Below are 25,625 nucleotides of genomic sequence, written 5' to 3' on the forward strand. Positions count from 1 at the left end.
GCTGCCCCGTTTTTCAAACCGGAAAGGGTCAAGGAAATGTTCAAGCAAGCCAATCCCGTCAAAACTGCCTGGGGGTCACTGCGCAAAGGCTTTGTCGCTGTCGCCTTCTTCAGCCTGTTCCTGAACCTGCTTATGCTGGCCGGGCCACTTTACATGCTTCAGGTCTATGACCGCGTTCTGACAAGCCAAAATGCCGACACCCTGATCGCACTCTCCGTGCTGCTGGCGGGTGTATTCGTCGTGATTGCGTGCCTTGATCTGATGCGGATGCGCATTCTGGGACGTTTGGCGGCCCGTTTTGAATTAAGCGTTGGCGCACCGGTTCTTAACGCAGCCATGCGTCGTCGGGTTCAGGGCGATACCTCCAGCGGAGAAAACCTGGTCGAAGACGTCAACGGATTTCGTGAGTTTATTTCGGGCACCACCTTAACGGCCTTTTTCGATGCTCCGTGGATCCCGATCTACTTGATGGTCTTGTACATCTTGCATCCGCTTCTGGGCCTGCTGGGTCTGGTCGGAGCAGTTACCCTGACCATCATGGCGCTGATCAACAACGCCCGTGCGCGTGGTCCGATGGAGCAAGCCTCGCAGGCCCGAGGTCGCTCGGACGCGCTGTTCGACACAAGCGACCGGAATGCGGAACTGGTTCATGCGCTGGGAATGAAGGGCGATTTGGTTCGCCGCTGGACTGCTTTGCAATCGGACGCGCACCGTTACAAAACAAGCGCAGCGGATCGTGTAGCAAGCTTTTCGGTGGTGTCCAAGACCGTTCGGATGGGTCTGCAATCGGCCATCTTGGGTTTAGGTGCCGCGTTGGCGATTACAGGCGAGTCGACCGCAGGTGTCATGATCGCCGCAACTATTGTTCTGGCCCGAGCGCTGTCGCCCATTGACCAACTGATCGGCCAGTGGCGCACCTTCCTGGCTGCGCGCGGGTCGTATTCCAAGCTTAAGCAGTTGACCGAAGATTACGCGGATGCGCCGCCGAACCTGAACCTGCCCCGAGCCTTCAAGACCCTGGACGTCAAGATCGCACAGGCTGGCCCGCCGCGCGCTATTAATGCCAACATCCGCAGTATCGATTTCGGCCTTAAAGCCGGGGATGTTCTGGCCATTATCGGCCACAGCGGATCTGGCAAAACCACCCTGGGTAAAATGCTTGCCGGTATCTGGTTTCCTCAACGCGGAGAGGTCTTGCTGGATGGAAGCCCAATGTCGAAATGGAACGGCGAGGATTTGGGCAAACAGATCGGTTACTTGCCGCAGGATGTTGAGCTGTTCGACGGGACCATCCGTGAAAACATCGGGCGTTTTTCCACCGCGATAGACGATGCCGAAGTGCTGCGCGCGGCGCGCGAGGCCGGGGTCCACGAGATGATCAGCAGCTTGCCGGAAGGTTATGAAACACGCATCGGTCAAGGGTTTTTCCTGTCAGGCGGGCAACGTCAGCGTCTTGCTCTGGCCCGCGCCTTATACGGTGATCCGTTCGTTCTTGTGCTGGATGAGCCCAACTCGGACCTTGATGCCGATGGTGAGCAGGCTCTGCGCGATGCGCTGTTGGCGGCTCAAGCGCGTGGTGCCATCGCGATCGTCATGACCCACCGTCCGGCAACACTGCAGGCGGCAAACAAGGTCATGGTGCTGCGCAATGGGAACCAGACCCAGTTCGGCGAAAAAGACGATGTCATGAAGGTCAACCGCCGCAACGTTTTGAACACCCCGACGCAATCGGGCGTGGTTAAGCCGGTTGCCCACCCATCAAGTGAAACTCAGATCAGCGGAGCAGCCCAATGACCGAGCTGGTGAAGTATTCCAAATCCAACACCGCCGTGTCCTTTCACGAGGCACAGCTGAAAGAGATCAATGAAACCTCGGCGGGCATCGGGCGCTATGTTCTTTTCGGCCTGTTCACGCTGGCGGTTTTCGTCGGCGGCAGCGCCTATTGGGCGGTCGTGTCCAAGCTGGATGGTGCTGTGGTTGCCCCTGCCTCATTCGTGGTCGAAGGCGATCGCAAAACGGTCGAGCATCTGGACGGCGGCATCATCCGCTCGATCCTTGTGGCAGACGGGGAATTCGTGCAGCAAGGCCAACCTTTGGTTCAGTTAGACAGCACCGAGATCGACGTCGAACTGAGCGTGCAAGGTAGCCAGTTGGGTGAGCTGTCTGTTCGCCGTGCGCGCCTACTGGCGCAAATGAGCGGGCAGGAGCAATTCGACGAAGCCACTGCGATGTCAGGTTATCGGGACGGTATGGATCGCTTGCACTGGGTCTCGCCTTATCTGACACAAAAACAATTATTCGACGCCGAAGCGCGGGCTCGTCGGACCGAGGCGCAGATCAATGCTCAGCGTATCGCGGCTCTGCGTAACCAGATTGCAGGGCTTGAGGAACAGCGTCGCAGTACAAAGAATCAGATCGACATTACCAATGTCGAGTTGGCGAACCTGCAAAAGCTATTGGACAAGGGCTTGGTCGCGGTCACGCGCGTCAGTGCACGCCAGATCGAGCTTGAGCGTCTAAACGGCGCAGATGCATCGTTACGGACCCAGATCGCGCAGGCCGAAGACCAAATGCAGGAACTGGAATTGACCCTGCTGAGTCAAAAGAAGCTGCGTGATGAGGTGATCGCCGGAGAGCTGGCCGTGGTTGAGGCGCAGCTTGATCTGGTTCGGCCTCAGTTCGCGGGAACGCTGGCGCGGTTGCAACGTACTCAAGTTCTCGCCCCAACCAGTGGTCGGGTCGTAAACCTTGCGGTGTCCACCAATGGCGGCGTAATCCGTCCGGGTGAACCCATCATGGACATCGTTCCGGCGGATCAGAACCTGATCGTAGAAGCACGGATAAAAACGGGTGATATCGACAAGCTCTATATCGGTCAGACCACTCGTATCCGTCTGTCCGCCTTTGCCCAAGCCGATGTGCCGGAGGCCAGTGGCGAGATCTTTGATATCTCGGCTGACGCACTGGAGGACGACCGCACCGGCGAGGCGTACTACAAGGCGCGGGTCAAACTCGACGCGCAGCAGCCCATCGCAGTAACGGCGCTGGACCTCGTGCCGGGAATGCCCGCCGATCTGTTTGTGAACACAGGCGAACGAGCAGTGTTCACCTATCTGGCTCAACCTATCAGTGACCGTCTTGCGAAGACATTTATCGAGTAAGCCAGATCGCCCGCGCCTAATTTTTGGGCGCGGGCAACTCAATTGACCGGAATTTCGACAGAATGGATTTACATCCTACAAAGCGGGATTTTACCGTTTCAGGGGATGATACAACGAATTGACTTAAGCCCGAGATGAAACGCCCGCTGCCTATACTGGTGTTTTCTGATTTGGATGGGACGTTACTGGACCACAGCAACTATAGTTGGTCTGCCGCCAAGCCGGGATTGAAACGCCTTGCTGAGATAGGCGCCGGTGTGGTTCTTGCCAGCAGTAAGACAGCGCAGGAAATCATCCCCCTACGGGACGCTATGGGACAGGCGGATATGCCTGCGATTGTGGAAAACGGCGCTGGAATACTTTGGCCGGGCGATCCCGATGAGGGTAAGGATGACTATCCACGCTTGCGCGCCTTGCTGAAAAAGCTGCCCCAGGGATTTGTCGGATTCGGCGATATGACGATCGATGAGGTTGCGCAGAAAACCGGGTTGAGTTCCCGACAAGCAAACTTGGCGCGTCAACGAAAGTTTAGCGAGCCCGGAGTTTGGACCGGTTCTGATGTGAACCTCGCAGAATTTCTGGAGGCGGCTCGCGCTCATGGGCTTTACGCTCGAAAAGGCGGGCGGTTTCTGACCATTTCCTTTGGTCAGACCAAAGCGGATGCGATGCGTGAAGTCGTGCGGCATTTGCATCCTGTCCGCACGATTGCGCTGGGTGATGCGCCCAATGATATCGAGATGATACAGGCCGCAGATCAGGGTGTCGTGGTCGCCAATCCGCACGGCCCCAACATACCACCCTTCCCTGCGCCGGTAGAAGCGCGGGTTCTCAGAACACAACAGAGTGGACCGCAAGGGTGGTCGGATGCGATCCTGACCCTGACGGCGGACCTTCGATAAGAACGGGGCTATTTCATATGGCAGATTTCCATCAGAACGGAAACATCACGACGCTGCATAATTTGCGCAGCCGACCGGCCGGGCATCTGACGCATGAGATCTCGGTTTTTGCCGAGACCCGAAAAATCACGCTCATTCTGCCTTGCCTTTACTCCGAACTGGAAGGCCCTGCGCTGACCGGAATTCTAAATGAGCTGGCACAGGTGCCTTACCTCCACCGGATCATCATCGGACTGGATCAGGCGGATGAGGATCAATACCGCCGAGCCCGAACCTTCTTTGCCGATCTGCCACAAAACCATTCGGTTATCTGGAATGACAGCCCCCGCCTGACCGCGCTGGAATCCCATCTGCGTGAAATGGGTCTGGCCCCGCAAGAACGGGGCAAAGGCAAAAATGTTTGGTCCTGCATCGGTTATCTTCTGGCCTGCGCCGACAGTTCGGTGATGGCGATCCATGATTGTGATATCGTCACCTATAACCGCGAGATGTTGGACCGGCTGGTCTATCCAGTGGTCAACCCGACTTTTCCCTTTCAGATGGCCAAGGGGTTCTACCCCCGCGTCGGCAACGGCAAGCTGAACGGCCGCGTCACGCGCCTGTTGGTAAGTCCGCTGCTGATTGCGCTGAAAAAGGTCATTGGCGACCGGGATTACCTCGATTACCTGCGCAGTTTCCGTTATCCACTGTCAGGCGAATTCGCCATCCGCACCCCTACCCTGCCCGACCTGCGTATTCCGTCGGATTGGGGGCTTGAGATCGGCGTATTGTCCGAGGCGTGGCGCAATCTGGCCCCGAAATCCGTCTGTCAGGTCGAGATTGCCGACAACTACGACCACAAACATCAGGACTTATCACCCGAGGACGCAAATCGGGGGTTGTCGCGTATGTCCACGGATATCTGCAAGGCGATCTTTCGCAAATTGGCCGCCGACGGCACGGTGTTCACGCCGAACACCTTCCGCACTCTCAAGGCGACCTATTACCGGTCGGCGCTGGATCTGCTCGAGGGTTACTATACCGATGCCAAGATGAACGGGCTGGAACTGGATCGTCACAAGGAAGAGAAATCCATCGAGCTGTTCGCCGAAAACATCATCCGCGCCGGGCAAATATTTCTAGACAACCCGCATGAGACACCGTTCATCCCCACGTGGAACCGCGTGCATTCGGCCGACCCCGAGTTTCTGCTTCGTTTGAAAGCCGCCGTTTCCGACGATCTGGACGAATTCAGCCCGCGTTCGTGATCCATCTACATTGGTATGGGGCCAGCACGATATCTGGGCCGTTGGTGGCAAGGATTTCGCCCGTCAATGCGTCGGTCCAGACCTCTTCGGCGATCATGTTGATCTCGGCGGGGCTGACATGGACCTGCTCGGCCGAGACATTGTGCAGCGCAAATATCGACTGGCTGCGATCCAGACTCTGCCGCCATATGCCAAAGACGCGATCATCCAGCCGCAGAGTAAACTGCGTAGCGTTCGGGTGAAAGGCCGGTTGTTGCGACCGTAGGCGCAGACGTTTGGACAGCTCCGACAACACCAGCGCCTGATTTGACCCCGGATCAGCCAGACGTGCCAACAAATCGGGATAGTGCCAGCGATGCCTGTTGATCGCCCGGTTCATGCCGCGCCGTTCGACCGCCTCGTGATCATTGGGCGTGGCCAACAGGGAATGGATGTAAAAGGCCGGTATCCCCTCTAACGACATCACGATGGTCTGCGAGCAGATGAAACGCGCCAGATGGTACTGATCGGGACCGTGAAATGTCTCGGTCAGGGCTTCAAAATAACCACAGTTCAGCTCGTAGGGTTCTTCCCGCCCGTCCGGCAGTGCGCGCATCGAGACCAGACCTCCGATCCTGCGGACCGTGTCGATCATGCGGTCTTTTTCGTCCGGCGGCAGCAATCCCTCGGCAGGGCGCATCCCGATACCGTCATGAGAGGCGGTGAAGTTCAGATACGCGCAACCCAATTGCGCCGGGGGCATGGCGGCCTGCCATTCGCGCAGAAATTGCGCTGTGCCTGATTGCAGCGCGTGCAGGATCAAAGGCGGCAGAGGGAAGTTGTAAACCGCGTGCGCCTCGTTCCGGTTGCCAAAATAACTAAGGTTCTCGGTCCGGGGTACATTGGTTTCCGTCAACAGAACCAGCGTTTCGGTCGCATAGTCGCACAGCAGCCGCAGCAGCTGCACGATGGCATGGGTTTGCGGCAGGTGAATACAGTTCGTCCCAATTTCCTTCCAAACAAAAGCAACCGCATCAAGGCGCAGAATACGAACGCCTTTGTCGATGTGCAGTCGAATGATCCGCAACATTTCGATCAGAACTGCGGGATTTGAGAAATCCAGGTCGACCTGATCGTGGGAAAATGTGCACCAGACGTATTTCTCACCTGTGCTGGTCTCGACTTGCCGCAGCAAGGGCGTGGTGCGCGGCCTGACAACCTGTGACAGGTCGTCTTCCGGAGAGGCTTCAAAGAAAAACCGATCGTGTGGCGCTTTGCCCTGCAGGTAGTTTGTGAACCAACTGCCCTGACTGGACACATGGTTCAGGACCAGATCGGACATCAGATGAAAATCAGTGGCGATGCGCGTGATATCGGGCCAATCCCCAAGCTGAGTACTGACGCTGTAGTAGTCTGAGACTGCAAAACCGTCATCGGAGGTGAATGGAAAAAACGGCAGGATATGCACACCGTTGACCACCCCACTTAAATGTCGCACCAAAAAGTCGTGGAGCAGGTCAAGGGGCTTGTGGACCTGATCTTCGATCGAGTTTCCGTAGGTGATCAAGACGCTGTCTTTTTCCGACCATAACTTGTTCCCCGGCTTGCGACCTTGTCTGCGTCTGTGCGTTTGCGACGGCCAAAATGCCTGTGTGATCTGCTCGGCGAGTGCGACCTGATCGTGATCCGGATAAATCCGGTCGAGCAACTCGCCCAACCGGCGCGAAAAACTGTTAGAGTCACTGGTCAATGGTCGAATACCCTTAGCTTGCTGCGATCAAGGGTTCTTCAGAACGCCCGACCTGTCAAATCTAAGGACGGCGCTGTGCAGGATGTTGAAACGAGTGCTTAAATTTTGGTCAGTTCAGTTTGAGCCCGGTCGTCATGCACCGTACCGCGCCATGAACATGTCGACTGCTTGCGAAGCTATTTTATTAATTTCGTCTTGTGAGAAGCTTGTCTGAATACCAAAGGCCGACAATGTCCAAATCCGCACCTTGCACAATTCCGAGAATTGTTCAGCAGCAAGTTGAACATCATCAATAAGCAGCTCCCCTTTATTTACCGCTTTTTGCAGATATTCGGCGATGTGGCCCGTGCCGTGTTTTGGTCCGGCCTCGTAGAATGCCTCGCCCAGTTCTGGGAACCTGTCGCGTTCGGCCACGCAAATGCGAAAAACCTGCTGCGCAAAATCTGAGACCAAGAAAGCCGTCAGTTGTTTGGCCGCGATCATCATGACCTCGCGCGCTGGTAGTGAGTCGTCGACCAGGGACACCACATGCTCGGCCATACGTGTGCATTCGGTTTGGGCAACTTCCATGAACAAAAGGCGTTTGTCGGGGAAGTAACTATAAAGTGTTGCCTTCGAGACGCCGGCAACACGGGCGATGTCATCCACGCTTGCACCTTCGAAACCATCGGCCATGAAGACTTCTCGCGCGCCCTTCAGAACCTGATCGAATTTGCGACCTGTGCGCAGAATGGCTGCGGTTTCAGACATGCTCTCTCCCAACAGTATATATAGGAGTTTATAAACCGGTCAGTTCAGATACAACGATTCTCACCAAAGCAATTCTGAACGCGCAATCAAATATTGTAATTTCGCCAGTCAGGCTGTCGAATATCGGACCTTGCGATGGAGCTTGCCGCGTAATCAATCTGTGCTAACACTTCCGGCATGGTCGATATTTTTCTGCGCACGCTTCCTTTCTTTGCGATCATCGGCCTTGGATATTGGGCGGGTCGTACCCGGTTCTTCACCGAGGAAGCGACGGCTTATCTGACTAAATTCGTGTTCTATTTTGCACTGTCGGCCATGTTGTTCCGCTTTGCTGCAACGTTGCCCTTTGCCGAAATATTCAACCCCAGGCTTGTTGTCGGGTATCTTGCGGGAACAGTAGTGGTTTATCTGCTGGCAACGCTTGTCGCCTGGTTCCGAGGGCTGGACGTGCCGACCGCAGCGGTCGAAGCACAGTGCGCAGCCATCGGCAATGTCGGTTTCCTCGGTTTGCCTATGCTGGCCCTTCTTTTCACAGAAGCCGCCATTGGCCCCGTGATGCTGGTTCTGACGGTTGATCTGGTGGTGTTTTCGTCATTGATCGTGATCCTGATCAATGGGGGCAGAGACGGACGGCTCACCCCGGCCACTTTCAAACTGATTGGGTTGGGTCTGGTGAAAAACCCGATGATCGTCTCGATCTCGGCGGGGATGCTTTGGTCCGCGTTTCAGATGCCTGTTCCTGCACCGCTTATTGATTTTCTCACGATCCTTGGGGGGGCTGCTACGCCCGGCGCTCTGTTCGCTATCGGAGCCTCGCTGGCCAGCAAGTCGGCTGAGCGCGTGCATGTGGCCGGTTGGCTGAGTTTCTGCAAACTTGTCATCCATCCGGCATGTGTGGCCATTGCGTTGCTTTGGATCTTTCCCATCGCGCCCTTCCCCGCTGCTGTCGCGATTGCGGCGGCCGCGCTGCCGGTCGCTGGGAACGTCTATATGCTTGCGGCGCATTACAACGTTGCGCCACATCGGGCGTCGGCCGCGATCTTGCTGTCAACTGCAGCCAGTATCCTGACTGTACCATTGGTGATCGCTTGGGTCGGAACGCCCTGATCTTCACCTTTTTTAAAAATGCCAGCAGTATTAACCACCGCACTTTACGAGCCGTGTTGGGAACGTTAGCCATGGCGCAACCCTAACGTAAGGACAAAAGCCAGATGGAAACCGTTTCGGAAAACACCTGCTTCGGAGGCGTTCAGGGCGTCTACCGCCATGCCTCGACTGCTTGCCAATGTGACATGACCTTTGGCCTGTTTCTGCCGGCCGAGGCCAAGGACGGCCCCGTCCCGGTCCTCTGGTATCTTTCGGGCCTGACCTGCACCCATGAAAACGCCATGACCAAAGCGGGCGCGCAGGCCTGGGCGGCGGAACAGGGCATCGCGGTGGTGTTCCCCGATACCTCGCCCCGTGGTGAAGGCGTGGCTGATCACGAGGACTACGATCTGGGTCAAGGTGCGGGCTTTTACGTGAACGCGACCCAGACCCCCTGGGCACCACATTTCAACATGTGGGATTACGTGGCCGAGGAGCTGCCCGCCCTGCTGGCCGAGAACTTTGCCATCGACATGGATCGTCAGGCCATCACTGGCCACTCGATGGGCGGCCATGGCGCGCTGACGCTGGCGATGAACCTGCCGGGGCGCTATCGCTCGGTCTCGGCCTTTGCGCCGATCTCGAACCCCACCGGTGCCGATTGGGGCCGCAAGCAGCTGAGCGCCTATCTGGGTGAGGATAAGGCCGCATGGGCCAAGCATGACGCCTCGCTTATGATGAAGGAAAAGGGCTTTGACGGCCCCGTCCTGATTGACACCGGAGCCAGCGATCAGTTCATCGACCTGTTGCGCCCCGAGGCGCTGGCGCAGGCGATTGCAGAGCGTCGCCAACAGGCAACCTATCGCCTGCAGCCGGGCTATGACCATTCCTATTTCTTTGTGTCGACCTTCATGGAAGATCACATCACCTTCCACGCCGAGGCGCTTTACGGGGACTAACGCATGAGCGATTACGATTACGACCTGATCATCATCGGGTCTGGCCCTTCGGGACGGGCTGCTGCAATTCAGGCAGGCAAGCTGCAACGCCGGGTGCTGGTGATCGATCGCAAAGATCGGCTTGGCGGAGTGTCGGTACATACTGGCACCATCCCATCCAAGACCCTGCGCGAAACGGTGCTGAACCTGTCAGGCTGGCGCGAGCGCAGCTTTTACGGCCGCTCGTATCGGGTAAAAGATCAGATCCGGGCCGAAGACCTCAAGGCGAGGTTGCACATGACGTTGGACCACGAAGTTGACGTTCTGGAGCATCAGTTCAACCGCAACCATGTGGAAACGCTGAACGGTCTGGCCAAATTCACCGGTCCACACGAGGTCGAGGTTGCTACGGATGCGGGCGAGACCTCTCGCCTGACTGCCGCCAAATTCCTGATCGCCACGGGCACCAAGACCTATAGGCCCGATTACGTGCCCTTCAACGGCAAGACCGTGGTCGATGGCGACGATTTCCTTGAGATGGCTGAAATCCCACGCTCCTTGTGCGTGATTGGCGCGGGCGTGATCGGGGTGGAATATGCCACCATGTTCTCGGCCTTGGATGTGCGGGTCACGCTGATCGAACCGCGCGAGACATTTCTGGACTTTATCGACAGCCGGTTGATCCATGATTTCACCCATCAAATCCGCGAAAACGGTGTGGATTTACGTCTGGGCTCGGCGGTCGAAAAGATTGAGGATGCCGGGGGTCATGTGGAAGTCACGCTGGACAACGGACGCCACGTGCGGGCAGAGATGCTGTTGTTCGCCGCCGGTCGCATGGGCGCGACCTCGGCCCTGAACCTGTCGGCTGTGGGGCTGGAGACCGACCACCGCAACCGGATCAACGTAGATCGCAAGACCTATCAAACCGCCGTGCCGCATATCTATGCCACGGGCGACGTGATTGGGCACCCCTCCCTGGCGTCAACGTCTTTGCAACAAGGTCGCGTCGCCGCGTGCCACGCGTTGGAGACCCCGACCCTGCCGGAAAGCCCCTGGTACCCTTATGGCATCTATTCGGTGCCCGAGATTTCCACTTGCGGCATGTCCGAGGAAGAGCTGCAGGAGCGCGGCATCCCCTATGAGGTCGGCGTGGCGCGGTTCCGCGAAACCTCGCGCGGGCATATCATGGGGTTGGAACATGGGATGCTGAAGATGTTGTTCTCGCTCAAAACCCGCCGAGTTCTGGGGGTGCAGATCGTCGGCGAAGGCGCGACCGAGCTGATCCACATTGCGCAGGCCGTGCTGAACCTGAAGGGCACCGTGGATTACTTTGTCCAGAACACGTTCAACTACCCGACGCTGGCCGAGGCCTATAAGATCGCCGGATTGGATGCGTTCAACCGGATGCCGATCCCCGAGGAATTCAAGGTCAAGAAAAAGCCCGCTGAGAAACAGGCGAAGAAGGCGTGACGACGCTCTATATCGACGGCGACGCCTGCCCGGTGAAAGCAGAGGCAGAGCGGGTCGCCACCCGCCACAAAGTACCCATGGCGCTGGTGTCGAATGGCGGGTTGCGCCCCTCGGCCAACCCGTTGGTGCAGGTCGTGATCGTCTCTGAGGGCGCGGATGAGGCCGATAAATGGATCGCTGACCGCTGTGGCGGAGGCGATGTGGTGGTGACGTCCGACATTCCCCTGGCGGCCAAATGCGTCGAGGCGGGTGCGCGGGTGCTGCGCCCCAATGGTGAGGCGTTCACGGCGGCCAATATAGGCCAACAACTTGCGATGCGCGATCTGATGGCCGATCTGCGCGCAGCCAACCCGTTGGGCGCGGGCGGCGGTGGCAAACCGTTCGGCAAGGCCGACCGATCGCGGTTTCTGGATGCGTTGGAACGGGAACTGAGGGCGGCGCTGCGGGCGTAACCCTCCCGCCGGTTGTCTGCGCATCAAAGATGCGCGTCCTCCCGTTGGGCCGGGCAGCGCGTTCCGCGCTGCGGTTTCGCCTTGTAAATTGCGCTGGGGATTGGTTCAGTCGGCGCAATCACAGATTGATTTGACAGGGGCGCAGCATGCCGATTGAAGCCGTGGTTTTCGACATTGGAAACGTTCTGATCGAGTGGCAACCGGAGCGGTATTACGACAAAACCATTGGCGAGGATCGCCGCCGCGCCATGTTTGCCGAAGTGGACCTGCACGGCATGAATGATCTGGTCGATCAGGGGCATCATTTTACCGACACGATCTATGACTGGGCCGAGAAATACCCCGAATGGCGCGATGAGATCCGCATGTGGCATGACAAATGGATCGAACTGGCGGCCCCTGAAATTCTGCACTCGGTCCGGCTGCAGCGGGCGTTGCGCGCCAAGGGCGTGCCGGTCTTTGCGCTGACCAATTTTGGGGTGCAGAATTTTGACTATGCCACCACGGTTTATCCGTTTCTGAACGAGTTTGACCGGCAGTATGTCTCGGGACGGATGAAGGCGGTCAAACCTCATGCGCCGATCTATGAAATGGTCGAGGCCGATTGCGGTTTGCCACCTGCATCGCTGCTGTTCGCTGATGACCGACTGGAAAATCTCGAAACAGCACGCGCGCGCGGCTGGCAGACGCACCATTTCGATGGGCCGCAGGGTTGGGCCGAACGGCTTGTGGGCGAAGGGTTACTTGACCCCGAAGAGGCGCTCTAGTTCAGGCCACGACTGCCCTGTGGTTTTCACGGATGGGCAGGTGAACGATGGCGCTGAAGGCGCCGATGGCGACGCCGATCCACCAGACCATCGTGTAATCCCCGTAAACGTCATACATCCGCCCGCCCAGCCAGACGCCCAGAAAGCTGCCAAGCTGATGGCTGAAGAAGATGATACCATAAAGTGTGCCCATATAGCGCAGCCCATACAGATGCGCGACCAACCCCGAAGTCAGGGGCACCGTTGCCAGCCACAGCGACCCCATCACCAGCGAAAAGACGATGACCGAGATCGGTGTGATCGGAAAGATGATGAACGCTGCCGCCGCGAATGTGCGCGCGGTGTATACCCCCGCCAGCAGGTATTTCTTGGGAAAGTGGTTGCCCGCCCAACCGGCCAGCAACGTGCCGCCGATATTGGCCAGACCGATCAGTGAGATCGAGATGGCCCCCAGCGCGGATGTCGTGGTGATGCCGATGGAATGCAGGACGCCTCCGGGCTGAATCGGGCCGCACATCTCGGTCACGAAGGCGGGGAAATGGGCGGTGATAAAGCCCAGCTGATAGCCGCAGCTGAAAAAACCCAGAAAGATCAGCGCATAAGACGGATCGCGAAAGGCGCGCCCGACGATCTGGCCCATGCTCTCTTCAAGTTGTGCGCGTGTGGCGGGTTGCGGCGCACGCATGAAAGGCAGGGTCAGCACAAGGGCCAGAATCGCCGCGGCAAAGACGATGAACACCTGTTGCCAGGGCAGAAAGCTCAGCATCCACTCGGCAGCGGGTGCGCCCAGCACCTGCCCGAAACTGCCCGCCGCGGTGACAATGGCCAGCGACATCGAACGGTTTTCGTCTGACGAGGCCCGTCCCACAACGGCCAGAACCACGCCAAAGCCGGTGCCTGCGATGCCAAACCCCACAAGCCACGCATAGGTCTGATGTTCAAAAGGGGTCACGGACCAGGCAGACAGGACCATCCCAGCCGCATAGGTCAGCGCACCCAGCACGATCGCGCGTCTATCACCCACTTTTTCGGCAATTGCGCCAAAAATCGGTTGGCCGATACCCCAGGCCAGGTTCTGGATGGCAATGGCCATCGAGAAATCCGAGCGCAACCAACCGAATTCCTCGGCAATGGGGATCTGAAATACCCCGAACGAGGCGCGCACGGCAAAGCTGACCGTGATAATGATGCAGCCCACGATCAGGATCGGATTAAAAAGACGCGCAGAGTGGGGCATTCAGACCTCGAAGTTGCTTTTACCAGAACGCTAGAGGTTAATGGCTATTGGTCAAATCAGCAGATTTGCCGCTTCAGTTAAGGAAATTTGATGCTTCAGGAAAATGCCCGCTTTTCAAGTGGCAACCCGGCGGGTAAGGCTCGGGCCTATGACGGATTTGATTTCGCTGTACGAGGCCCGCGTCGCCGATGGCTCATTGACGCGGGATGACGCGCAAGAGGCGGTGCTGCCCCATTTCGAACGCATCCGCGCGGCCCTGTCCGTGCCGGTCAAGCGGGGGTTTTTCCGCAAGGCCCCGCCCGCGCCGCAGGGGCTGTATCTGTGGGGTGGTGTCGGGCGCGGTAAGTCGATGCTGATGGATATGTTCGTGGACGCGCTGGACGATATCCCGGCGCGGCGGGTGCATTTTCACGCCTTCATGCAGGAAATCCACGCCGGGATGCATAAGGCGCGGCAGGAGGGCGTCGAGGATGCGCTGGCCCCGGTCGCGCAGGAGGTGATCAAATCGGTGCGCCTGCTGGCTTTTGATGAGATGCAGATCACCGATATCACCGATGCGATGATCGTGGGGCGGTTGTTCGACCTGCTGCATGCGGGAGGCGTTGTGGTCGTCACCACGTCGAACCGGCACCCGGATGAACTGTATAAGGACGGGTTGAACCGGCAGCTGTTCTTGCCCTTCATCGCGCATCTCAAAGAGCAGTTGCAGGTGTGGGAGCTGGTCTCTCCTACTGATTATCGCCAGAACCGGCTGGAGGGCGTTCCGGTCTATTTCACACCGATTGGCCCAGAGGCGCGGCAGAACGTGCGCAGTGTGTGGAATGACCTGTCGGGTGGGACGGCAGAACCGCTTGTGCTGCAGGTCAAAGGACGTGCGGTTGAGTTACCGGCCTTCCGCAACGGCGTGGCGCGGGCGTCGTTTTATGATCTGTGCGGGCGGATGCTGGGGCCTGCGGATTATCTGGCCATTGCCGAAGAGTTGAAGGTGTTGGTGCTGGAGGATATCCCCCGCCTGTCGCGCAACAATTTCAACGAGGCCAAGCGGTTCGTGACGTTGATCGACGCGCTGTACGAGGCAAAGGTCCGGTTGATTTGCTCGGCTGCCGCAGAGCCCGAGATGCTATATGTCGAAGGCGAGGGAACGTTTGAATTTGAACGCACCGCGTCACGCCTGCGGGAGATGCAAGATCGGGACTGGGGGGAATAGGGGGCTCTGCCCCCGTCGCGCTGCGCGCGCCTCCCCCGAGGTATTTTTAGCCAGATGAAGCTACGCGGATTTGGTTCATCCGTTTTCGCGCAGGATGTGACCGGCCAGATAAAGTGAACCACAGATCAGGACGCGGGCCTGCGGGTCTTTGGTGGTGATGGCGTTGAGGGCATCAGCGACGCTGTGTGCGGTGGTGGCTGGCAGGTTGACTTTGGCAGCAGCGGATGCGGTGTCTTCCGCGCTGAGTGTTGCGGCCTCACCGGGGATGGACACGGCGGTCAGGCTTTGGGCCTGTTGGGCCAGCGGGGCCAGATAGCCGGTGACGTCTTTGGTGTTGAGCATCCCACAGATCATATGCGTGGGGCGTTGCGGCAGTTTCGCCAGCACATCGGCCAGAGCGACCCCGGCGGCGACGTTGTGGCCCCCGTCCAGCCACAGCTCGGCCTGGGGGGCGGCCTCGACCAGCGGACCCGTTTTCAAGCGTTGCATTCGGGCGGGCCACTCGGCGCGTGTCATGGCAGCCTCATAGGCGTCATCACCCATGTTCAGGTGGCGTAGGACCGCGATTGCAGCGCCTGCGTTCTGGATCTGGTGTGCGCCCAACAAGTTCGGCAGCGGCAGATCGCGCAAACCGGTTTCGTCCTGATAGATCAGGCGTCCGTTTTCCTCGTGCACATGCCAGTGTTGGCCGTGGATCAGTAGCGGTGCGCCCAGACGAGCGGCAGTGTATTCGATAACCTCGAGCGCCTCATCCTGCTGCGGCCCGACGATACAGGGTACGCCGGGTTTGATGATGCCTGCCTTTTCGGCGGCAATCTTACCAAGCGTGTTGCCAAGGAACTGTTCGTGGTCAATGGAAACGGGCGTGATCACCGTCACAGCGGGCTCATGTATCACGTTGGTGGCGTCCAGACGGCCACCCAATCCGACCTCAAGCAAGGTGTAATCCGCCTGCGTACGGGCAAAAGCCAGCAGGGCGGCGCAGGTCGTGATTTCGAAATAGGTGATGTTTTCGCCATTATTCGCGGCGTAGCATTCGTCCAGTACCTCGGTCAGAGCGGGTTCCGAAATCAACTGTCCGGCAAGACGGATGCGTTCATGAAAACGAGCCAAATGTGGTGAGGTATAGGCATGAGCCGATAGCCCTGCCCCTTCAAGACCGGCTCGGATCATGGCCTGTGTCGAGCCCTTGCCATTGGTGCCCGCGACATGGATCACCGGTGGCAGTTTGGTCTGCGGATTCTCCAGTGCGGCCAGCAGACGCCACACGCGGTCCAAGGTCAGGTCAATGATCTTGGGGTGCAGCGCCATCATCCGGTCAAGGATGACGTCAGAAGAGGAGGATATCATTTTTCAGCCGAGGGTGCGGCCGCTTCGGCCTCTTGGGGTGTGGGTGCAGGCAGATCGCCTTTGACCGCGGGCGGCTGGTTCATCAGCATACGGGTGATGGTGATCAGTTCGTCGCGCATTTCGGTCCGTTTGGTCACACGGTCCAGCATTCCGTGATCCAGAAGGTATTCGGCCCGCTGGAACCCTTCGGGCAGTTTTTCACGAATAGTCTGCTCGATCACGCGGGGGCCGGCGAAACAGATCAGTGCGTTGGGCTCGGAAATATGCACGTCGCCCAGCATCGCATAAGACGCGGTCACCCCCCCGGTGGTCGGGTGGGTAAGGACGACGATATAAGGCAGGTTCGCTTCTTTCAGCATCTCAACCGCGACCGTGGTGCGGGGCATCTGCATCAGGCTCAGGATGCCTTCCTGCATCCGCGCTCCACCGGCTGCAGAAAACAGGATCAGCGGGCGTTTCAGCTTTACCGCCTCTTGCGCGGCAGCGATGATGGCATTGCCTACGTACATGCCCATCGACCCGCCCATGAACGAGAAGTCCTGAGCAGCGGCAATGATCGGGGTGCGGCCAATTTCGCCAGCGGCGACCAGCATCGCCTCTTTTTCGCCGGTCTTTTTCTGCGCTGCCTTCATGCGATCGGGGTATTTTTTCTGATCGCGGAACTGAAGCGGATCATCCTTGGGGGCAGGTACGTCGACTTCGGTGAAAATGCCGCCATCAAAGAGATGCGCAAAGCGGTCGCGCGGGGTGATTGCCATGTGATGGTCGCACTGGGTGCAGACATTCTGGTTTTCTGCCAATTCGCGGTGAAACAACATGGTTCCGCATTCGTCGCACTTGTGCCAGAGATTTTCTGGCACTTCCCGGCGAGAGAAAATCGAGTTGATCCGGGGGCGGACGTAGTTTGTGATCCAGTTCATATCGGAACCTTGCTGATGCGGCTTTGACGTCAAATAAGACGCTACGGAAAGAAATGCAATCAACGCCTGAGTGCAAGTCGCGCAGCGAGCCATCCGACAATCATCACAGCGAAATCTACAAGTAGCCACTGCCGCAGAACATCGGTATCCGACATGTCGTATGGCAGCACGTAAAGCGCAAGACTGCTGAGGCTATCGGGCAGCGAGATAAACAATAACGCAATGATGTTATTAAAGAAGTGTAGCGCGATAGCGGGCCCCAATGTGCCTGCTCGGGCCGTTAGGTCCGCAGCCAAAACGCCAAACATGCAGGACCACAGCGTAATAAGACCAGCATTGGAACCAGCGGTTCCGGGTGCGTAGTGACCAGCTGCAAACAAAATGGACGGCACACCGATCCAAATAAGTGGCGACCGGAATCGCGCCGCCAAAGACTGTTGTATATAGCCGCGGAACAGGATCTCTTCGGCGCTTGTTTGAATCAGGACAGCTGCAAGCGACAAAGGTAAAAACATCAGCCATGTCGCAAGTGGTGTATTGGAGATCAACTCGGTGCCCATGTCGTAAGGTGGCAAAACGGCAACGACCGCTCCAAGCAAGAGCAATGTCCTGAAAACGCGCCAGAATTGGACAAGGGTTTCCGGAAACGGGCCCAAGACCGATCGCAAGTTTCTGTGGTGTACTTGCCGTACGGCCAATCTTACTCCGACAGTCACGAATGCAAAGCTGGCCAGCAACACAAGCAGCGCGAATGGTGTCGATCCGGTCAAAAGCCCAGCGGCCCAAGCGGAGGATCCCGCCCAAGCCGCGAAAGCGAAAATCACAAGGTTCAATGCGATAACGACCGCCACGATCAACCCTAGACCCGCAAAAAGCCTCCACAATTCAGGGTTTGATCTGGCCTGGGCCACCAACACTTCATGGGCCGAATAAGTCGGACGTGTTCGCTTGCCCATGTTCAAGTTTCCGGGCCTGCAGCGTCGGTGCCTTCAAAGAAAATGGTCGAGTCCTTTTCGTTTACACGGACGGCGAGTGATGTCAGGTATCCGGCCACTGTTTGCAACAGCTGCGTTGCGACTTTTGCGTCGCTATCAACAACAGCGCGTAGCTCCTCGGCTCCTATCCGTAAAAAAGAACAATCGCTAACAGCCACGAGGTCCAATTGGCGCGGATCGCCTGTGATGACGGACAGATCCCCAATCAGTCGACCAGGTTCGACATCTGAGATCGGCCGCGCTTCTCCGCCTTCTTCGGGCCATTCCAGCCTCGCTTGACCAGAAATACACAAATAGGCGGCATCTGGAGCCTGTCCGCGTGAAAAGATCACCTGACCGGCGGTTGCATCATACCATTGTGCAGAAAAAGCCAGCAGTCTTTGGTTGCGGCCATCGACGCCCGAAAACAGCTCGGTCGAGGAAATGATCTTGAGCTTGCGGCTCAAATCGGCCGTGGCATCTGGCTCGTCTTCAACGCGAGCTTTAGATACGCCATCAATCCGACCGTCCTTGATTTCCACAAAAAGGTCATAGGCTTCGGGATGGTCAAACCGGTTTTCCATGAAAATCATGATTGAGTCGGGCAGCAATTCACGCAGCTTAAGACGTGTACGCAAACGGCTTTCCGAATCGTGGCTTGCCAACGCTGTGTCCAGAATCAGAACGTCGGGTCGCTTGATCCCTGCACGGGAAAACGCCGCACGTTCCTGGAATACTGTCGGCAGATTGTTCCCGCCCAGACCGGATGGCAGGTCATAGATTATGGCCGCTGCGCGGCGGCGCAGACCCGCTTCGTTCATCGCTTCGGCGACTACATCTTCGATGTCGTCGGCGTGGGCACCCGCTGTAAGAGAAATCCGTCCGAACAATGCGTTTTCCATAACGGTCATGCGGTCGATATAGGTGTCTGGGGCGACAGGAATGAACATGCCATTCATTGAGGCGCGCAACCTTTCGGCCTGACCGCTGCGGATGGAAAGAATCTTTTCCTTATATTCATCGGGAAAGTCGGGGCCAATTTGCTCGGCAGTCAACAAAAACGGAACGGTTAGCAGCAATGCACGTTCACGTTCGTTGATGGCATCGTCGCCCTTGGCCTTACGGCGATCTTCGATGTCCAGCAGACGGTAGTACATGTCCTTTGTCATGCCCAGCCGCAGGAACAGAGGGTGATCTGTTCCATCGCGCCCGAAAGTCTGGTTCAGCGTGTGCAGAACGGCCCGGGCTATAGCCATCGCTTCGTCATCCAGATCATGTGCGCGCAGCATTGCCAGAAACCGCCCGTCACCGGCCAGAATGTCCGGAGAAATATCGCGGGACGGGGCTGCGTACAGCAGGTTGCCGCCCAACGGCACAGCCGGGTTAAACCGGTCGGGATCGAACCGGTATACATATCGGTCCAGGTTCTTTTCGCGAAGCCGCTGCGCGACGCTCTCGCGAAGCGCTACAACGTCGCGCGCCAGCGCCGGATGTTGCGCTGGATCAAACTGTGTACGCAAAGTGCGGCGGAACATGAACTCGTCGATCCCCATCGCTTCGACCAGCTCGAACCACCAGTCGCGAATCTGGTCAGCGTTTTCCAGCCCCGCAAGGCCTGGATCAATCCATTCTGCGGAAAGTGAGTCGGTTGGGTTCCCGGATCGCTCGGCTTCTATCTTCCACCGTGTTTGGGTATTCTCTTCATCATCTGATTGTTGCGGATGGGTGCGCAGCGGCATCAAGAGGTTGTCGCCCAATGTCCCGTCAAACAAGTACGGGCGCGAATAAGCGTATCCGATACGGGCGGCAATGACGGCTTGATGCAGGCTCGCAAGGTTATGGCCTGCGATCTTTACATCACCCTGAACCGGCAGCAATTCGCGGGTCAGCACCTGCGCTAACGCGCTGCGCTCGGCCGCGCTTGAGGATTTGATCGCGACCCGAGCGCCACTTGGGATCGTCAGGTCGATGTCTTCGAGGATCGTTTTGCCGTCATCGTCGCGGACAGTCACATTGTGCAACTCGATGTCGCCTGTAAGGCGCGGGATCGTTTCAGGCTCACCTACGAACAGCTCTTCCGGGATCATGTTGTCCGGCGCAAAACGCTCGGTCACGATTTCCCAGCGCAATGACATGTCCTGAACTTGATTGTAGTAGGTCAGAAGATCCTTCCAAGGGCCACTCAGATCTTTATACGCGCCCAGAGCCGCAACAAGCGCGCCGACCGTGACCTCTCCGGTGATCGCAAGATAACCGCCGACCGAATAAAACAGAAAGGGCGTCATCTGAGTGATCAGATTGTTGAGGAACTTCATGAAGAACTTTTTGTTGTAAATCTTGAAGCGGATCTCGAACAAAGTCCCAAGTCGGTAACTGAACTGCGCCAGGCGATAACGCCATCCACCGTTCGCGCGCAGATCACTGATGCCAGCTGCACTTTCGCCAATCTCCGAGCTCAGCTGTCGCACCTGCTGAATACGATCCTTGTTCAACAGGTTAATCTGGCGCTGCAGTTTTGGGATCAGCCACGCCTGCAATGGGATCAGGGCGATACTGGCAAGGCCGAACCACACACTTTGCATGAACAAAAAGGTCACGATGGTCATCATCTGGCCGAATTGGAACACTGGTTGTGCGATGGCGTCACCCATTAGCCCGCCCATCGGTTCGGCCTCAGACGTGATCATCGACACCAACTCACCCTGACTGGTGGTGGCAAAGTACGATTTGGGGAACCGCATGGTGCGGTGGATCAAGGTGAATCTCAGACGCCGCAGCATCCGCTCGGCCAGCACGCCCTTCATCGTGTTGATGCGCATCTTCATCAACCCGCTGGCGATGACCGTGGCCAGAAATGCCACACACAAGATCAGCAGGTACTGAACTTGTGTGACCGTTATTCCTAACACTGTGACGGTATCTGCCGGCGCGCCAATCGCGTCATTGATGATCTGTTTCGGCAACTCCAATGAGGCGTAGAGAAACGGAAAAGACAAGACGGTGAGCACTAACAGAATCAGCTGCTGTTTCTTGGAATGTTTCCAAATGAATGAAAAAAGAGTGGGTTCCATGCCCCGGCCCTGCCTCAAGGTTGTGGTACGTAGTGTTCGGATGATCCACGGCAATCAGGTGCCGGACGGTACGCATTGGCCCGACCGATTGCAAGAACGGTGGACCGCCTATCAGACAACAAACCGCCTGCCCACTAGAAACCGTTAGCTAAAAATCAAAATTTAATCCCCGCTACACCGTTTGCGCCTTATCTTTGACCCGGTCTTTGATTAAAGAAAGGCAATTTCAGGCGATGGGACCATGGGCAAACTTCTGGATCGCTATATTCACCAACGGGTTCTTGCCCGTTGGCGCCAAGCTGCGCAGGATGCGTCGGCTACAAAAACGCTGCAGTTGAGAAAACAACGTGATGAAGCCCGCAAACTGCGCTCTCATCTGGACAGTTTGATTTCTCAAGCCGACAATAGGTTAAGGTGGCCGTCGGTCGGGTCCGAGCAGTTTCCCAAACCTCTTGGAACGGATTGGTCCTGGCGTCCGGATTTGTGGCGTCGGCCCCTGCCCCGCCGAGGCGTCGCGTCGGCCCCGCGCAAAGCAGAGTTGGACGGTCAGGTGACATTGTTCCATGACTGCGCCCTGTGTGAGATAGCCGCGCGACAAATTAGGAATACCAAGGATAAAGACCTCGCTCCATTCGGCCTAAGCACAGAGGTATTTGCGTTCAGCGGGTCGTTCCTATCGGTGTCAGTGGAACTGCCACCTGAGGCGACCCGGAATCTGACCAAAGAGCATCTTTTCCGAGTCGATCTCGGTTTGCGGACGGAACGCGAGATAAGCGCCATGGCCCGGCTGAACATACAGCACGGACCGAACACAGATCAGGTGCTGCGCGGGTTAGAGCGATGTGATATGTCCCACGCGATCGATTTTGACCTGGCGCATCTGCCTTTGAATGAACAGCGGATTCAGAAGGTTTGGTTGGACGTGATTTTTGACCGTCCTTCTATGAACAGCGTTGTGCTGCACGATTTGACCTTCTGCCGACACCACCGAGCCGATTTGTGAGGCCCCGTCAATGAAACAGCTTTCTCTCACGCCTCTATTTCTGGAAAACGGCATTTGGCAAGCTCATTTGACCGCAGACGAAGAACCTTGCGTCAAGGTCAGATACCGTAATCAGGAAATTGTGGGCACCGAACTGACAGAGGTGGATGACGGGTGGCGTTTAACTGTGCCGGTCCCCAATTCAGCTTTATCGGATGGGGTGCACACATTTTTAGTTATCGATGAAGCGACCTCGGAAAAGCTAGGCGATTTCTCGATCATAGCAGGCTCACCGGTTGAAAATGATCTGCGGGTCGAGGTTGAGCTGTTGCGTGCCGAGTTAGATATGTTGAAGCAAGCGTTCCGCAGGTCACACAGCGCTTCGGGCTAACCTTCTGCGAATACGTTCCCTCTTTTTTCTATCTTAAAAACCAATTTCATGCATCACTGGTTCCATTTTTTAGACTCAGGATGTTTAAATGGATCGCACCAGCATAATCAAAGTCATCGCGTTGATGGTGACTGGGTTTGGCATCGGAATAGATTTTACCGGTGCATTGATCCTGGTACCGGCGATCGAAAACAGCTTTGACGCGGATATCACCAGTACTCAATGGGTTTTGAACATCTATGCTCTGTTCTTTGCGATGACGATGGTCGCCGGAGGACGGATGGGAGATATGTTTGGCCATCGTCGTATGATGCTGAACGGCCTTATTATTTTTCTGTTCGCGTCCCTTATGTGCTTTTTTGCGCCCAGTTTGGATTTTCTGATCGTGTCTCGGGCGTTACAGGGCATCGGTGCGGGCTGTGTCTGGCCGTGTACATTGGCCTTTGGTGCGACCAAAATATCGAAGCCTGAACATCGCGCGATAATTATGGGGATGATCCTCGCTGGCGTCACGACCGGGAACGTCATCGGACCGCTGATCAGTGGCGCGGCGGTCAGTTTTGGTGACTGGCGTTTGTTTTTCCTGGCTAACGTGGTGTTCTCAACCATTTCAATGGTCACCGCGCTGGTGCTGATGGAGCGGGAAACCCAACACAAACAGGGCGAACATTTGGATTTTGCCGGGATGGCCGTTTTGTCTTTTGCCGTTTTGCTTTTGCTTTACGGGTTGGACGTCGGTGCGGATTGGGGATGGGTGTCGCCGCCGCTTCTGATGCTGTTCTTCGTCAGCGCTGCTTTGTTCGTTGCCTTTCCAAAGGTCGAAAAGCGCGTGAAGGAACCGTTGCTGTTGCCTCAAATGATGCAAAATCGCGAGTTTCGGATCACGTTGGGCCTGAATATGTTCAATGTGTCGGCGGTTTTTGTAGGGTTACTCTATTTCCCTCAATACATGCAAAAGGTTCTGGGCTGGTCCGTCTTTCACTCGGCGCTGGGATTGGCGCCCCTCACCATATTGCTGGCAGTCGGATCTATTGTATCCGGTACTTTGTACAACGACTTCGGTCCCAAACGCCTGTTGCTATGGGGGTATCTGTTCGCCACGTTTGGAGCAATCAGCATCGTGGTGATGCCAACTGGGCTTGGATACTTCCAGATATTGCCAGGCATGGCCATGATCGGGTTTGGTGCAACATTAACGGTCGGTCCTTCGGGTACAGCCGCCGTCAGCGCAGTCAAGCCAGAACGCGCCGGACTTGTAGGCGGGTTGAGCTTTATGACCCATCTCGTGTACGGGGCGATCTCGGTCGCGATTGCCACGGCCATTATGTACGTCACCAGCTTGTCCAGCCTTGCCAGACAGCTTGGCGCGGACGGGATTCAGATGTCTGAGACCGATCAGAGGGCCATAAACGGTGGCACGCTCACCACGGACTCTGCAAAGGCTGTCATGGCTAAACTCAGCTCGGCCGAAGGTGAAAAGGTTAAAGCCGCGATTGCTTCGGCGTTTGATGCTGGAATGAATATGGCCTTTGTTTTTGCCGCCCTCTCCGTTTCGGTCGGAGTAATCCTTGCCCTACGGTTGAACGAAGAAAAATTACGAAAGATCGAGGAGTAAAAAAGGGCCGCCTTTTGAGCGGCCCTTTCTTGTTACTGGGATGGGCCGTTCGGGTTGAAGGCCGACAAACCCTTGAGGATGTCTATTGCGTAGGCCAACTGATAATCCTCTTCGCGCAACTCCGCTGTTGCTTCGGCTTTCGCGCGATCTTCCTCGATTTGCCGGATTTCATCTTCGCTGAGGCTGTCATTGTTCAGGCTGCCACGCAGGTCAGCTTCGGAGCGTGAGGGACGGTTGTCTTCCTCTTCTTCGGTTGCCGGCGCAGGGCGTGGCTGTTCCACGATGATATCCGGGCTGACCCCAAGTGCCTGAATCGAACGTCCTGAAGGAGTGTAATAGCGCGATGTGGTCAGACGCATCGCCCCATCCCCACGCAACGGCATGACCGTTTGGACCGAGCCTTTGCCAAAGCTCTTGGTGCCGACAACGATAGCGCGGCGGTGATCCTGCAGTGCGCCGGCCACAATCTCGGAGGCCGAGGCAGAACCGCCGTTGATCAGAACCACGATCGGCTTGCCTTCAGCCAGATCGCCTGAGGTAGCGTTGAACCGTTCGCCCTCGCCCGGATCGCGACCACGGGTCGAGACGATTTCGCCTTCGTTCAGGAAGGCGTCCGAAACCTTGATGGCTTGTGTCAGCAACCCGCCAGGGTTATTTCGAAGGTCCAGTACGACCCCGTTAACTTTGTCGATTCCACCGATCTCTTTGATCTGTTCGTCCAGACCGGCCTGCAAGTTCGGGAAGGTCTGATCATTAAACGTGGTCACTCGCAGCACAACGCTAGTGCCCTCAGTCCGTGCGCGTACGGCGGTCAGTTTGATAGTATCGCGAACAATTGTGACGTCGAATGGTTCCTGCTCGCCTTCGCGCACCACGGTGATCACGATCTCGGACCCAACCGGGCCACGCATCAGATCAACGGCCTTGTCTAGCGTCAGACCCAGAATGCTTTCACCATCGACATGCGTGATGAAATCGCCCGCCTCGATTCCAGCTTCGTCCGCCGGAGTGCCATCTATAGGCGAGACGACTTTCACAAACCCTTCTTCTTGGGTGACTTCGATTCCCAACCCGCCAAATTCGCCTCGGGTCTGCACGCGCATCTGTTCCGCGTCATTCGGGGACAGGTAACTGGAATGCGGGTCCAACGATGTCAGCATCCCGTCAATTGCAGCTTCGATCAAATCTTCCGAGTCGACCTCTTCCACGTACTGTGCGCGAATGCGTTCAAAAATGTCGCCGAACAGATCAAGCTGTTCGTAGACACTGGCCTTGCTATCGGCCTCTTGCGCCAACAACGGCCCAGCGATCTGAGTTGTTGCAAATACGCCTGCCAGGGTTCCGGCCAGACCGGCCATCACAAATTTCTTCATACT

21 protein-coding genes are annotated in these 25,625 nt (G+C 57.0%); 13 read left to right on the plus strand and 8 right to left on the minus strand.

Annotated elements, in window-relative coordinates:
* Positions 1 to 36 precede the first annotated feature (36 nt).
* From ACR3EG_RS02850 to ACR3EG_RS02865, 4 genes are all read left to right on the plus strand, one after another.
* Entirely contained in the window at positions 37 to 1,794 is a 1,758-nt protein-coding gene (locus tag ACR3EG_RS02850; protein WP_480482734.1) for a type I secretion system permease/ATPase, read from the plus strand.
* On the plus strand, positions 1,791 to 3,161 hold the full coding sequence (locus ACR3EG_RS02855) for an HlyD family type I secretion periplasmic adaptor subunit (protein ID WP_480482736.1): 1,371 nt from the start codon (positions 1,791 to 1,793) through the stop codon (positions 3,159 to 3,161). The genes ACR3EG_RS02850 and ACR3EG_RS02855 overlap by 4 nt, the downstream gene beginning before the upstream one ends.
* Positions 3,162 to 3,295: 134 nt before the next feature.
* On the plus strand, positions 3,296 to 4,060 hold the full coding sequence (locus ACR3EG_RS02860) for an HAD-IIB family hydrolase (protein WP_480482738.1): 765 nt from the start codon (positions 3,296 to 3,298) through the stop codon (positions 4,058 to 4,060).
* Positions 4,061 to 4,077: 17 nt separating this feature from the next.
* Positions 4,078 to 5,307 (plus strand): glycosyltransferase family protein, encoded by a 1,230-nt coding sequence (locus tag ACR3EG_RS02865; RefSeq protein WP_480482740.1) that lies wholly within the window; start codon positions 4,078 to 4,080, stop codon positions 5,305 to 5,307.
* Here ACR3EG_RS02865 and ACR3EG_RS02870 read toward each other — a convergent pair.
* Positions 5,291 to 7,036, minus strand: coding sequence for a sugar phosphorylase (locus ACR3EG_RS02870; protein WP_480482742.1), 1,746 nt, complete (start codon positions 7,034 to 7,036; stop codon positions 5,291 to 5,293). The genes ACR3EG_RS02865 and ACR3EG_RS02870 overlap by 17 nt on opposite strands.
* 132 nt (positions 7,037 to 7,168) lie before the next feature.
* Complete coding sequence (locus tag ACR3EG_RS02875) at positions 7,169 to 7,786, minus strand: TetR/AcrR family transcriptional regulator (RefSeq protein WP_480482744.1); 618 nt, start codon at positions 7,784 to 7,786, stop codon at positions 7,169 to 7,171.
* Between the two features lie 177 nt (positions 7,787 to 7,963).
* Between ACR3EG_RS02875 and ACR3EG_RS02880 the strand changes: the two genes are divergently transcribed.
* From ACR3EG_RS02880 to ACR3EG_RS02900, 5 genes are all read left to right on the plus strand, one after another.
* Positions 7,964 to 8,893, plus strand: coding sequence for an AEC family transporter (locus ACR3EG_RS02880; RefSeq protein ID WP_480482746.1), 930 nt, complete (start codon positions 7,964 to 7,966; stop codon positions 8,891 to 8,893).
* Positions 8,894 to 8,997: 104 nt separating this feature from the next.
* Positions 8,998 to 9,831: an S-formylglutathione hydrolase gene (gene fghA, locus ACR3EG_RS02885; protein WP_480482748.1), complete on the plus strand. Its 834-nt coding sequence runs from the start codon at positions 8,998 to 9,000 to the stop codon at positions 9,829 to 9,831.
* A 3-nt stretch (positions 9,832 to 9,834) separates the two neighbouring features.
* Positions 9,835 to 11,283 carry a Si-specific NAD(P)(+) transhydrogenase gene (gene sthA, locus ACR3EG_RS02890; protein ID WP_480482750.1) on the plus strand — a complete coding sequence of 483 codons (1,449 nt, stop codon included), beginning with the start codon at positions 9,835 to 9,837 and terminating at the stop codon, positions 11,281 to 11,283.
* Positions 11,280 to 11,735, plus strand: a complete 456-nt coding sequence (locus tag ACR3EG_RS02895; RefSeq protein WP_480482752.1) for a YaiI/YqxD family protein — start codon at positions 11,280 to 11,282, stop codon at positions 11,733 to 11,735. The genes sthA and ACR3EG_RS02895 overlap by 4 nt, the downstream gene beginning before the upstream one ends.
* A 146-nt stretch (positions 11,736 to 11,881) precedes the next feature.
* Positions 11,882 to 12,502, plus strand: coding sequence for an HAD family hydrolase (locus tag ACR3EG_RS02900; RefSeq protein WP_480482754.1), 621 nt, complete (start codon positions 11,882 to 11,884; stop codon positions 12,500 to 12,502).
* Between the two features lies 1 nt (position 12,503).
* On the opposite strand, the gene ACR3EG_RS02905 is transcribed toward ACR3EG_RS02900, so the two are convergent.
* Positions 12,504 to 13,739 carry an MFS transporter gene (locus ACR3EG_RS02905; RefSeq protein ID WP_480482756.1) on the minus strand — a complete coding sequence of 412 codons (1,236 nt, stop codon included), beginning with the start codon at positions 13,737 to 13,739 and terminating at the stop codon, positions 12,504 to 12,506.
* 148 nt (positions 13,740 to 13,887) lie between these two features.
* On the opposite strand from ACR3EG_RS02905, the gene zapE reads away from it, so the two are divergent.
* Positions 13,888 to 14,946, plus strand: coding sequence for a cell division protein ZapE (gene zapE, locus ACR3EG_RS02910; RefSeq protein WP_480482757.1), 1,059 nt, complete (start codon positions 13,888 to 13,890; stop codon positions 14,944 to 14,946).
* A gap of 75 nt (positions 14,947 to 15,021) precedes the next feature.
* Here the strand turns inward: zapE and ACR3EG_RS02915 are convergent, their stop codons facing one another.
* The 4 genes from ACR3EG_RS02915 to ACR3EG_RS02930 all read right to left on the minus strand — a co-directional run bounded on the left by ACR3EG_RS02915 (position 15,022) and on the right by ACR3EG_RS02930 (position 21,261).
* Entirely contained in the window at positions 15,022 to 16,296 is a 1,275-nt protein-coding gene (locus ACR3EG_RS02915) for a bifunctional folylpolyglutamate synthase/dihydrofolate synthase (RefSeq protein ID WP_480482759.1), read from the minus strand.
* A complete protein-coding gene (accD, locus tag ACR3EG_RS02920) occupies positions 16,293 to 17,216 on the minus strand; it encodes an acetyl-CoA carboxylase, carboxyltransferase subunit beta (RefSeq protein WP_170356541.1) in 924 nt (307 codons plus the stop codon). The genes ACR3EG_RS02915 and accD overlap by 4 nt, the downstream gene beginning before the upstream one ends.
* 59 nt (positions 17,217 to 17,275) lie before the next feature.
* Positions 17,276 to 17,776 carry a CPBP family intramembrane glutamic endopeptidase gene (locus ACR3EG_RS02925; protein ID WP_480482761.1) on the minus strand — a complete coding sequence of 167 codons (501 nt, stop codon included), beginning with the start codon at positions 17,774 to 17,776 and terminating at the stop codon, positions 17,276 to 17,278.
* A gap of 398 nt (positions 17,777 to 18,174) precedes the next feature.
* The gene (locus ACR3EG_RS02930) at positions 18,175 to 21,261 is read right to left on the minus strand and encodes an ABC transporter transmembrane domain-containing protein (RefSeq protein WP_480482763.1); all 3,087 of its coding nucleotides are present in this window, start codon (positions 21,259 to 21,261) and stop codon (positions 18,175 to 18,177) included.
* 241 nt (positions 21,262 to 21,502) lie between these two features.
* Here ACR3EG_RS02930 and ACR3EG_RS02935 point away from each other — a divergent pair, with 241 nt between their 5' ends.
* The 3 genes from ACR3EG_RS02935 to ACR3EG_RS02945 all read left to right on the plus strand — a co-directional run bounded on the left by ACR3EG_RS02935 (position 21,503) and on the right by ACR3EG_RS02945 (position 24,249).
* The gene (locus ACR3EG_RS02935) at positions 21,503 to 22,264 is read left to right on the plus strand and encodes a DUF6478 family protein (RefSeq protein WP_480482765.1); all 762 of its coding nucleotides are present in this window, start codon (positions 21,503 to 21,505) and stop codon (positions 22,262 to 22,264) included.
* 10 nt (positions 22,265 to 22,274) lie between these two features.
* Entirely contained in the window at positions 22,275 to 22,634 is a 360-nt protein-coding gene (locus ACR3EG_RS02940) for an Ig-like domain-containing protein (RefSeq protein WP_480482767.1), read from the plus strand.
* Positions 22,635 to 22,722: 88 nt separating this feature from the next.
* Positions 22,723 to 24,249, plus strand: a complete 1,527-nt coding sequence (locus ACR3EG_RS02945) for an MFS transporter (protein WP_480482768.1) — start codon at positions 22,723 to 22,725, stop codon at positions 24,247 to 24,249.
* A 32-nt stretch (positions 24,250 to 24,281) separates the two neighbouring features.
* On the opposite strand, the gene ACR3EG_RS02950 is transcribed toward ACR3EG_RS02945, so the two are convergent.
* Positions 24,282 to 25,622: a S41 family peptidase gene (locus tag ACR3EG_RS02950; protein WP_480482770.1), complete on the minus strand. Its 1,341-nt coding sequence runs from the start codon at positions 25,620 to 25,622 to the stop codon at positions 24,282 to 24,284.
* Between the last annotated feature and the right edge of the window lie 3 nt (positions 25,623 to 25,625).

The organism is Ruegeria sp. AM7, assembly GCF_056535965.1.

Excerpts from the sequence above, each read along its gene's own strand:
- accD (WP_170356541.1), bottom strand. The coding sequence starts at position 17,216 with ATGAACTGGATCACAAACTACGTCCGCCCCCGGATCAACTCGATTTTC.
- ACR3EG_RS02945 (WP_480482768.1), top strand. The coding sequence starts at position 22,723 with ATGGATCGCACCAGCATAATCAAAGTCATCGCGTTGATGGTGACTGGG.
- ACR3EG_RS02875 (WP_480482744.1), bottom strand. The coding sequence starts at position 7,786 with ATGTCTGAAACCGCAGCCATTCTGCGCACAGGTCGCAAATTCGATCAG.
- ACR3EG_RS02860 (WP_480482738.1), top strand. The coding sequence starts at position 3,296 with ATGAAACGCCCGCTGCCTATACTGGTGTTTTCTGATTTGGATGGGACG.
- ACR3EG_RS02935 (WP_480482765.1), top strand. The coding sequence starts at position 21,503 with ATGGGCAAACTTCTGGATCGCTATATTCACCAACGGGTTCTTGCCCGT.
- ACR3EG_RS02880 (WP_480482746.1), top strand. The coding sequence starts at position 7,964 with ATGGTCGATATTTTTCTGCGCACGCTTCCTTTCTTTGCGATCATCGGC.
- ACR3EG_RS02940 (WP_480482767.1), top strand. The coding sequence starts at position 22,275 with ATGAAACAGCTTTCTCTCACGCCTCTATTTCTGGAAAACGGCATTTGG.
- ACR3EG_RS02915 (WP_480482759.1), bottom strand. The coding sequence starts at position 16,296 with ATGATATCCTCCTCTTCTGACGTCATCCTTGACCGGATGATGGCGCTG.
- sthA (WP_480482750.1), top strand. The coding sequence starts at position 9,835 with ATGAGCGATTACGATTACGACCTGATCATCATCGGGTCTGGCCCTTCG.
- ACR3EG_RS02850 (WP_480482734.1), top strand. The coding sequence starts at position 37 with ATGTTCAAGCAAGCCAATCCCGTCAAAACTGCCTGGGGGTCACTGCGC.
- ACR3EG_RS02925 (WP_480482761.1), bottom strand. The coding sequence starts at position 17,776 with ATGGGCACCGAGTTGATCTCCAATACACCACTTGCGACATGGCTGATG.
- ACR3EG_RS02905 (WP_480482756.1), bottom strand. The coding sequence starts at position 13,739 with ATGCCCCACTCTGCGCGTCTTTTTAATCCGATCCTGATCGTGGGCTGC.
- ACR3EG_RS02900 (WP_480482754.1), top strand. The coding sequence starts at position 11,882 with ATGCCGATTGAAGCCGTGGTTTTCGACATTGGAAACGTTCTGATCGAG.
- zapE (WP_480482757.1), top strand. The coding sequence starts at position 13,888 with ATGACGGATTTGATTTCGCTGTACGAGGCCCGCGTCGCCGATGGCTCA.
- ACR3EG_RS02865 (WP_480482740.1), top strand. The coding sequence starts at position 4,078 with ATGGCAGATTTCCATCAGAACGGAAACATCACGACGCTGCATAATTTG.
- ACR3EG_RS02950 (WP_480482770.1), bottom strand. The coding sequence starts at position 25,622 with ATGAAGAAATTTGTGATGGCCGGTCTGGCCGGAACCCTGGCAGGCGTA.
- ACR3EG_RS02930 (WP_480482763.1), bottom strand. The coding sequence starts at position 21,261 with ATGGAACCCACTCTTTTTTCATTCATTTGGAAACATTCCAAGAAACAG.
- fghA (WP_480482748.1), top strand. The coding sequence starts at position 8,998 with ATGGAAACCGTTTCGGAAAACACCTGCTTCGGAGGCGTTCAGGGCGTC.
- ACR3EG_RS02855 (WP_480482736.1), top strand. The coding sequence starts at position 1,791 with ATGACCGAGCTGGTGAAGTATTCCAAATCCAACACCGCCGTGTCCTTT.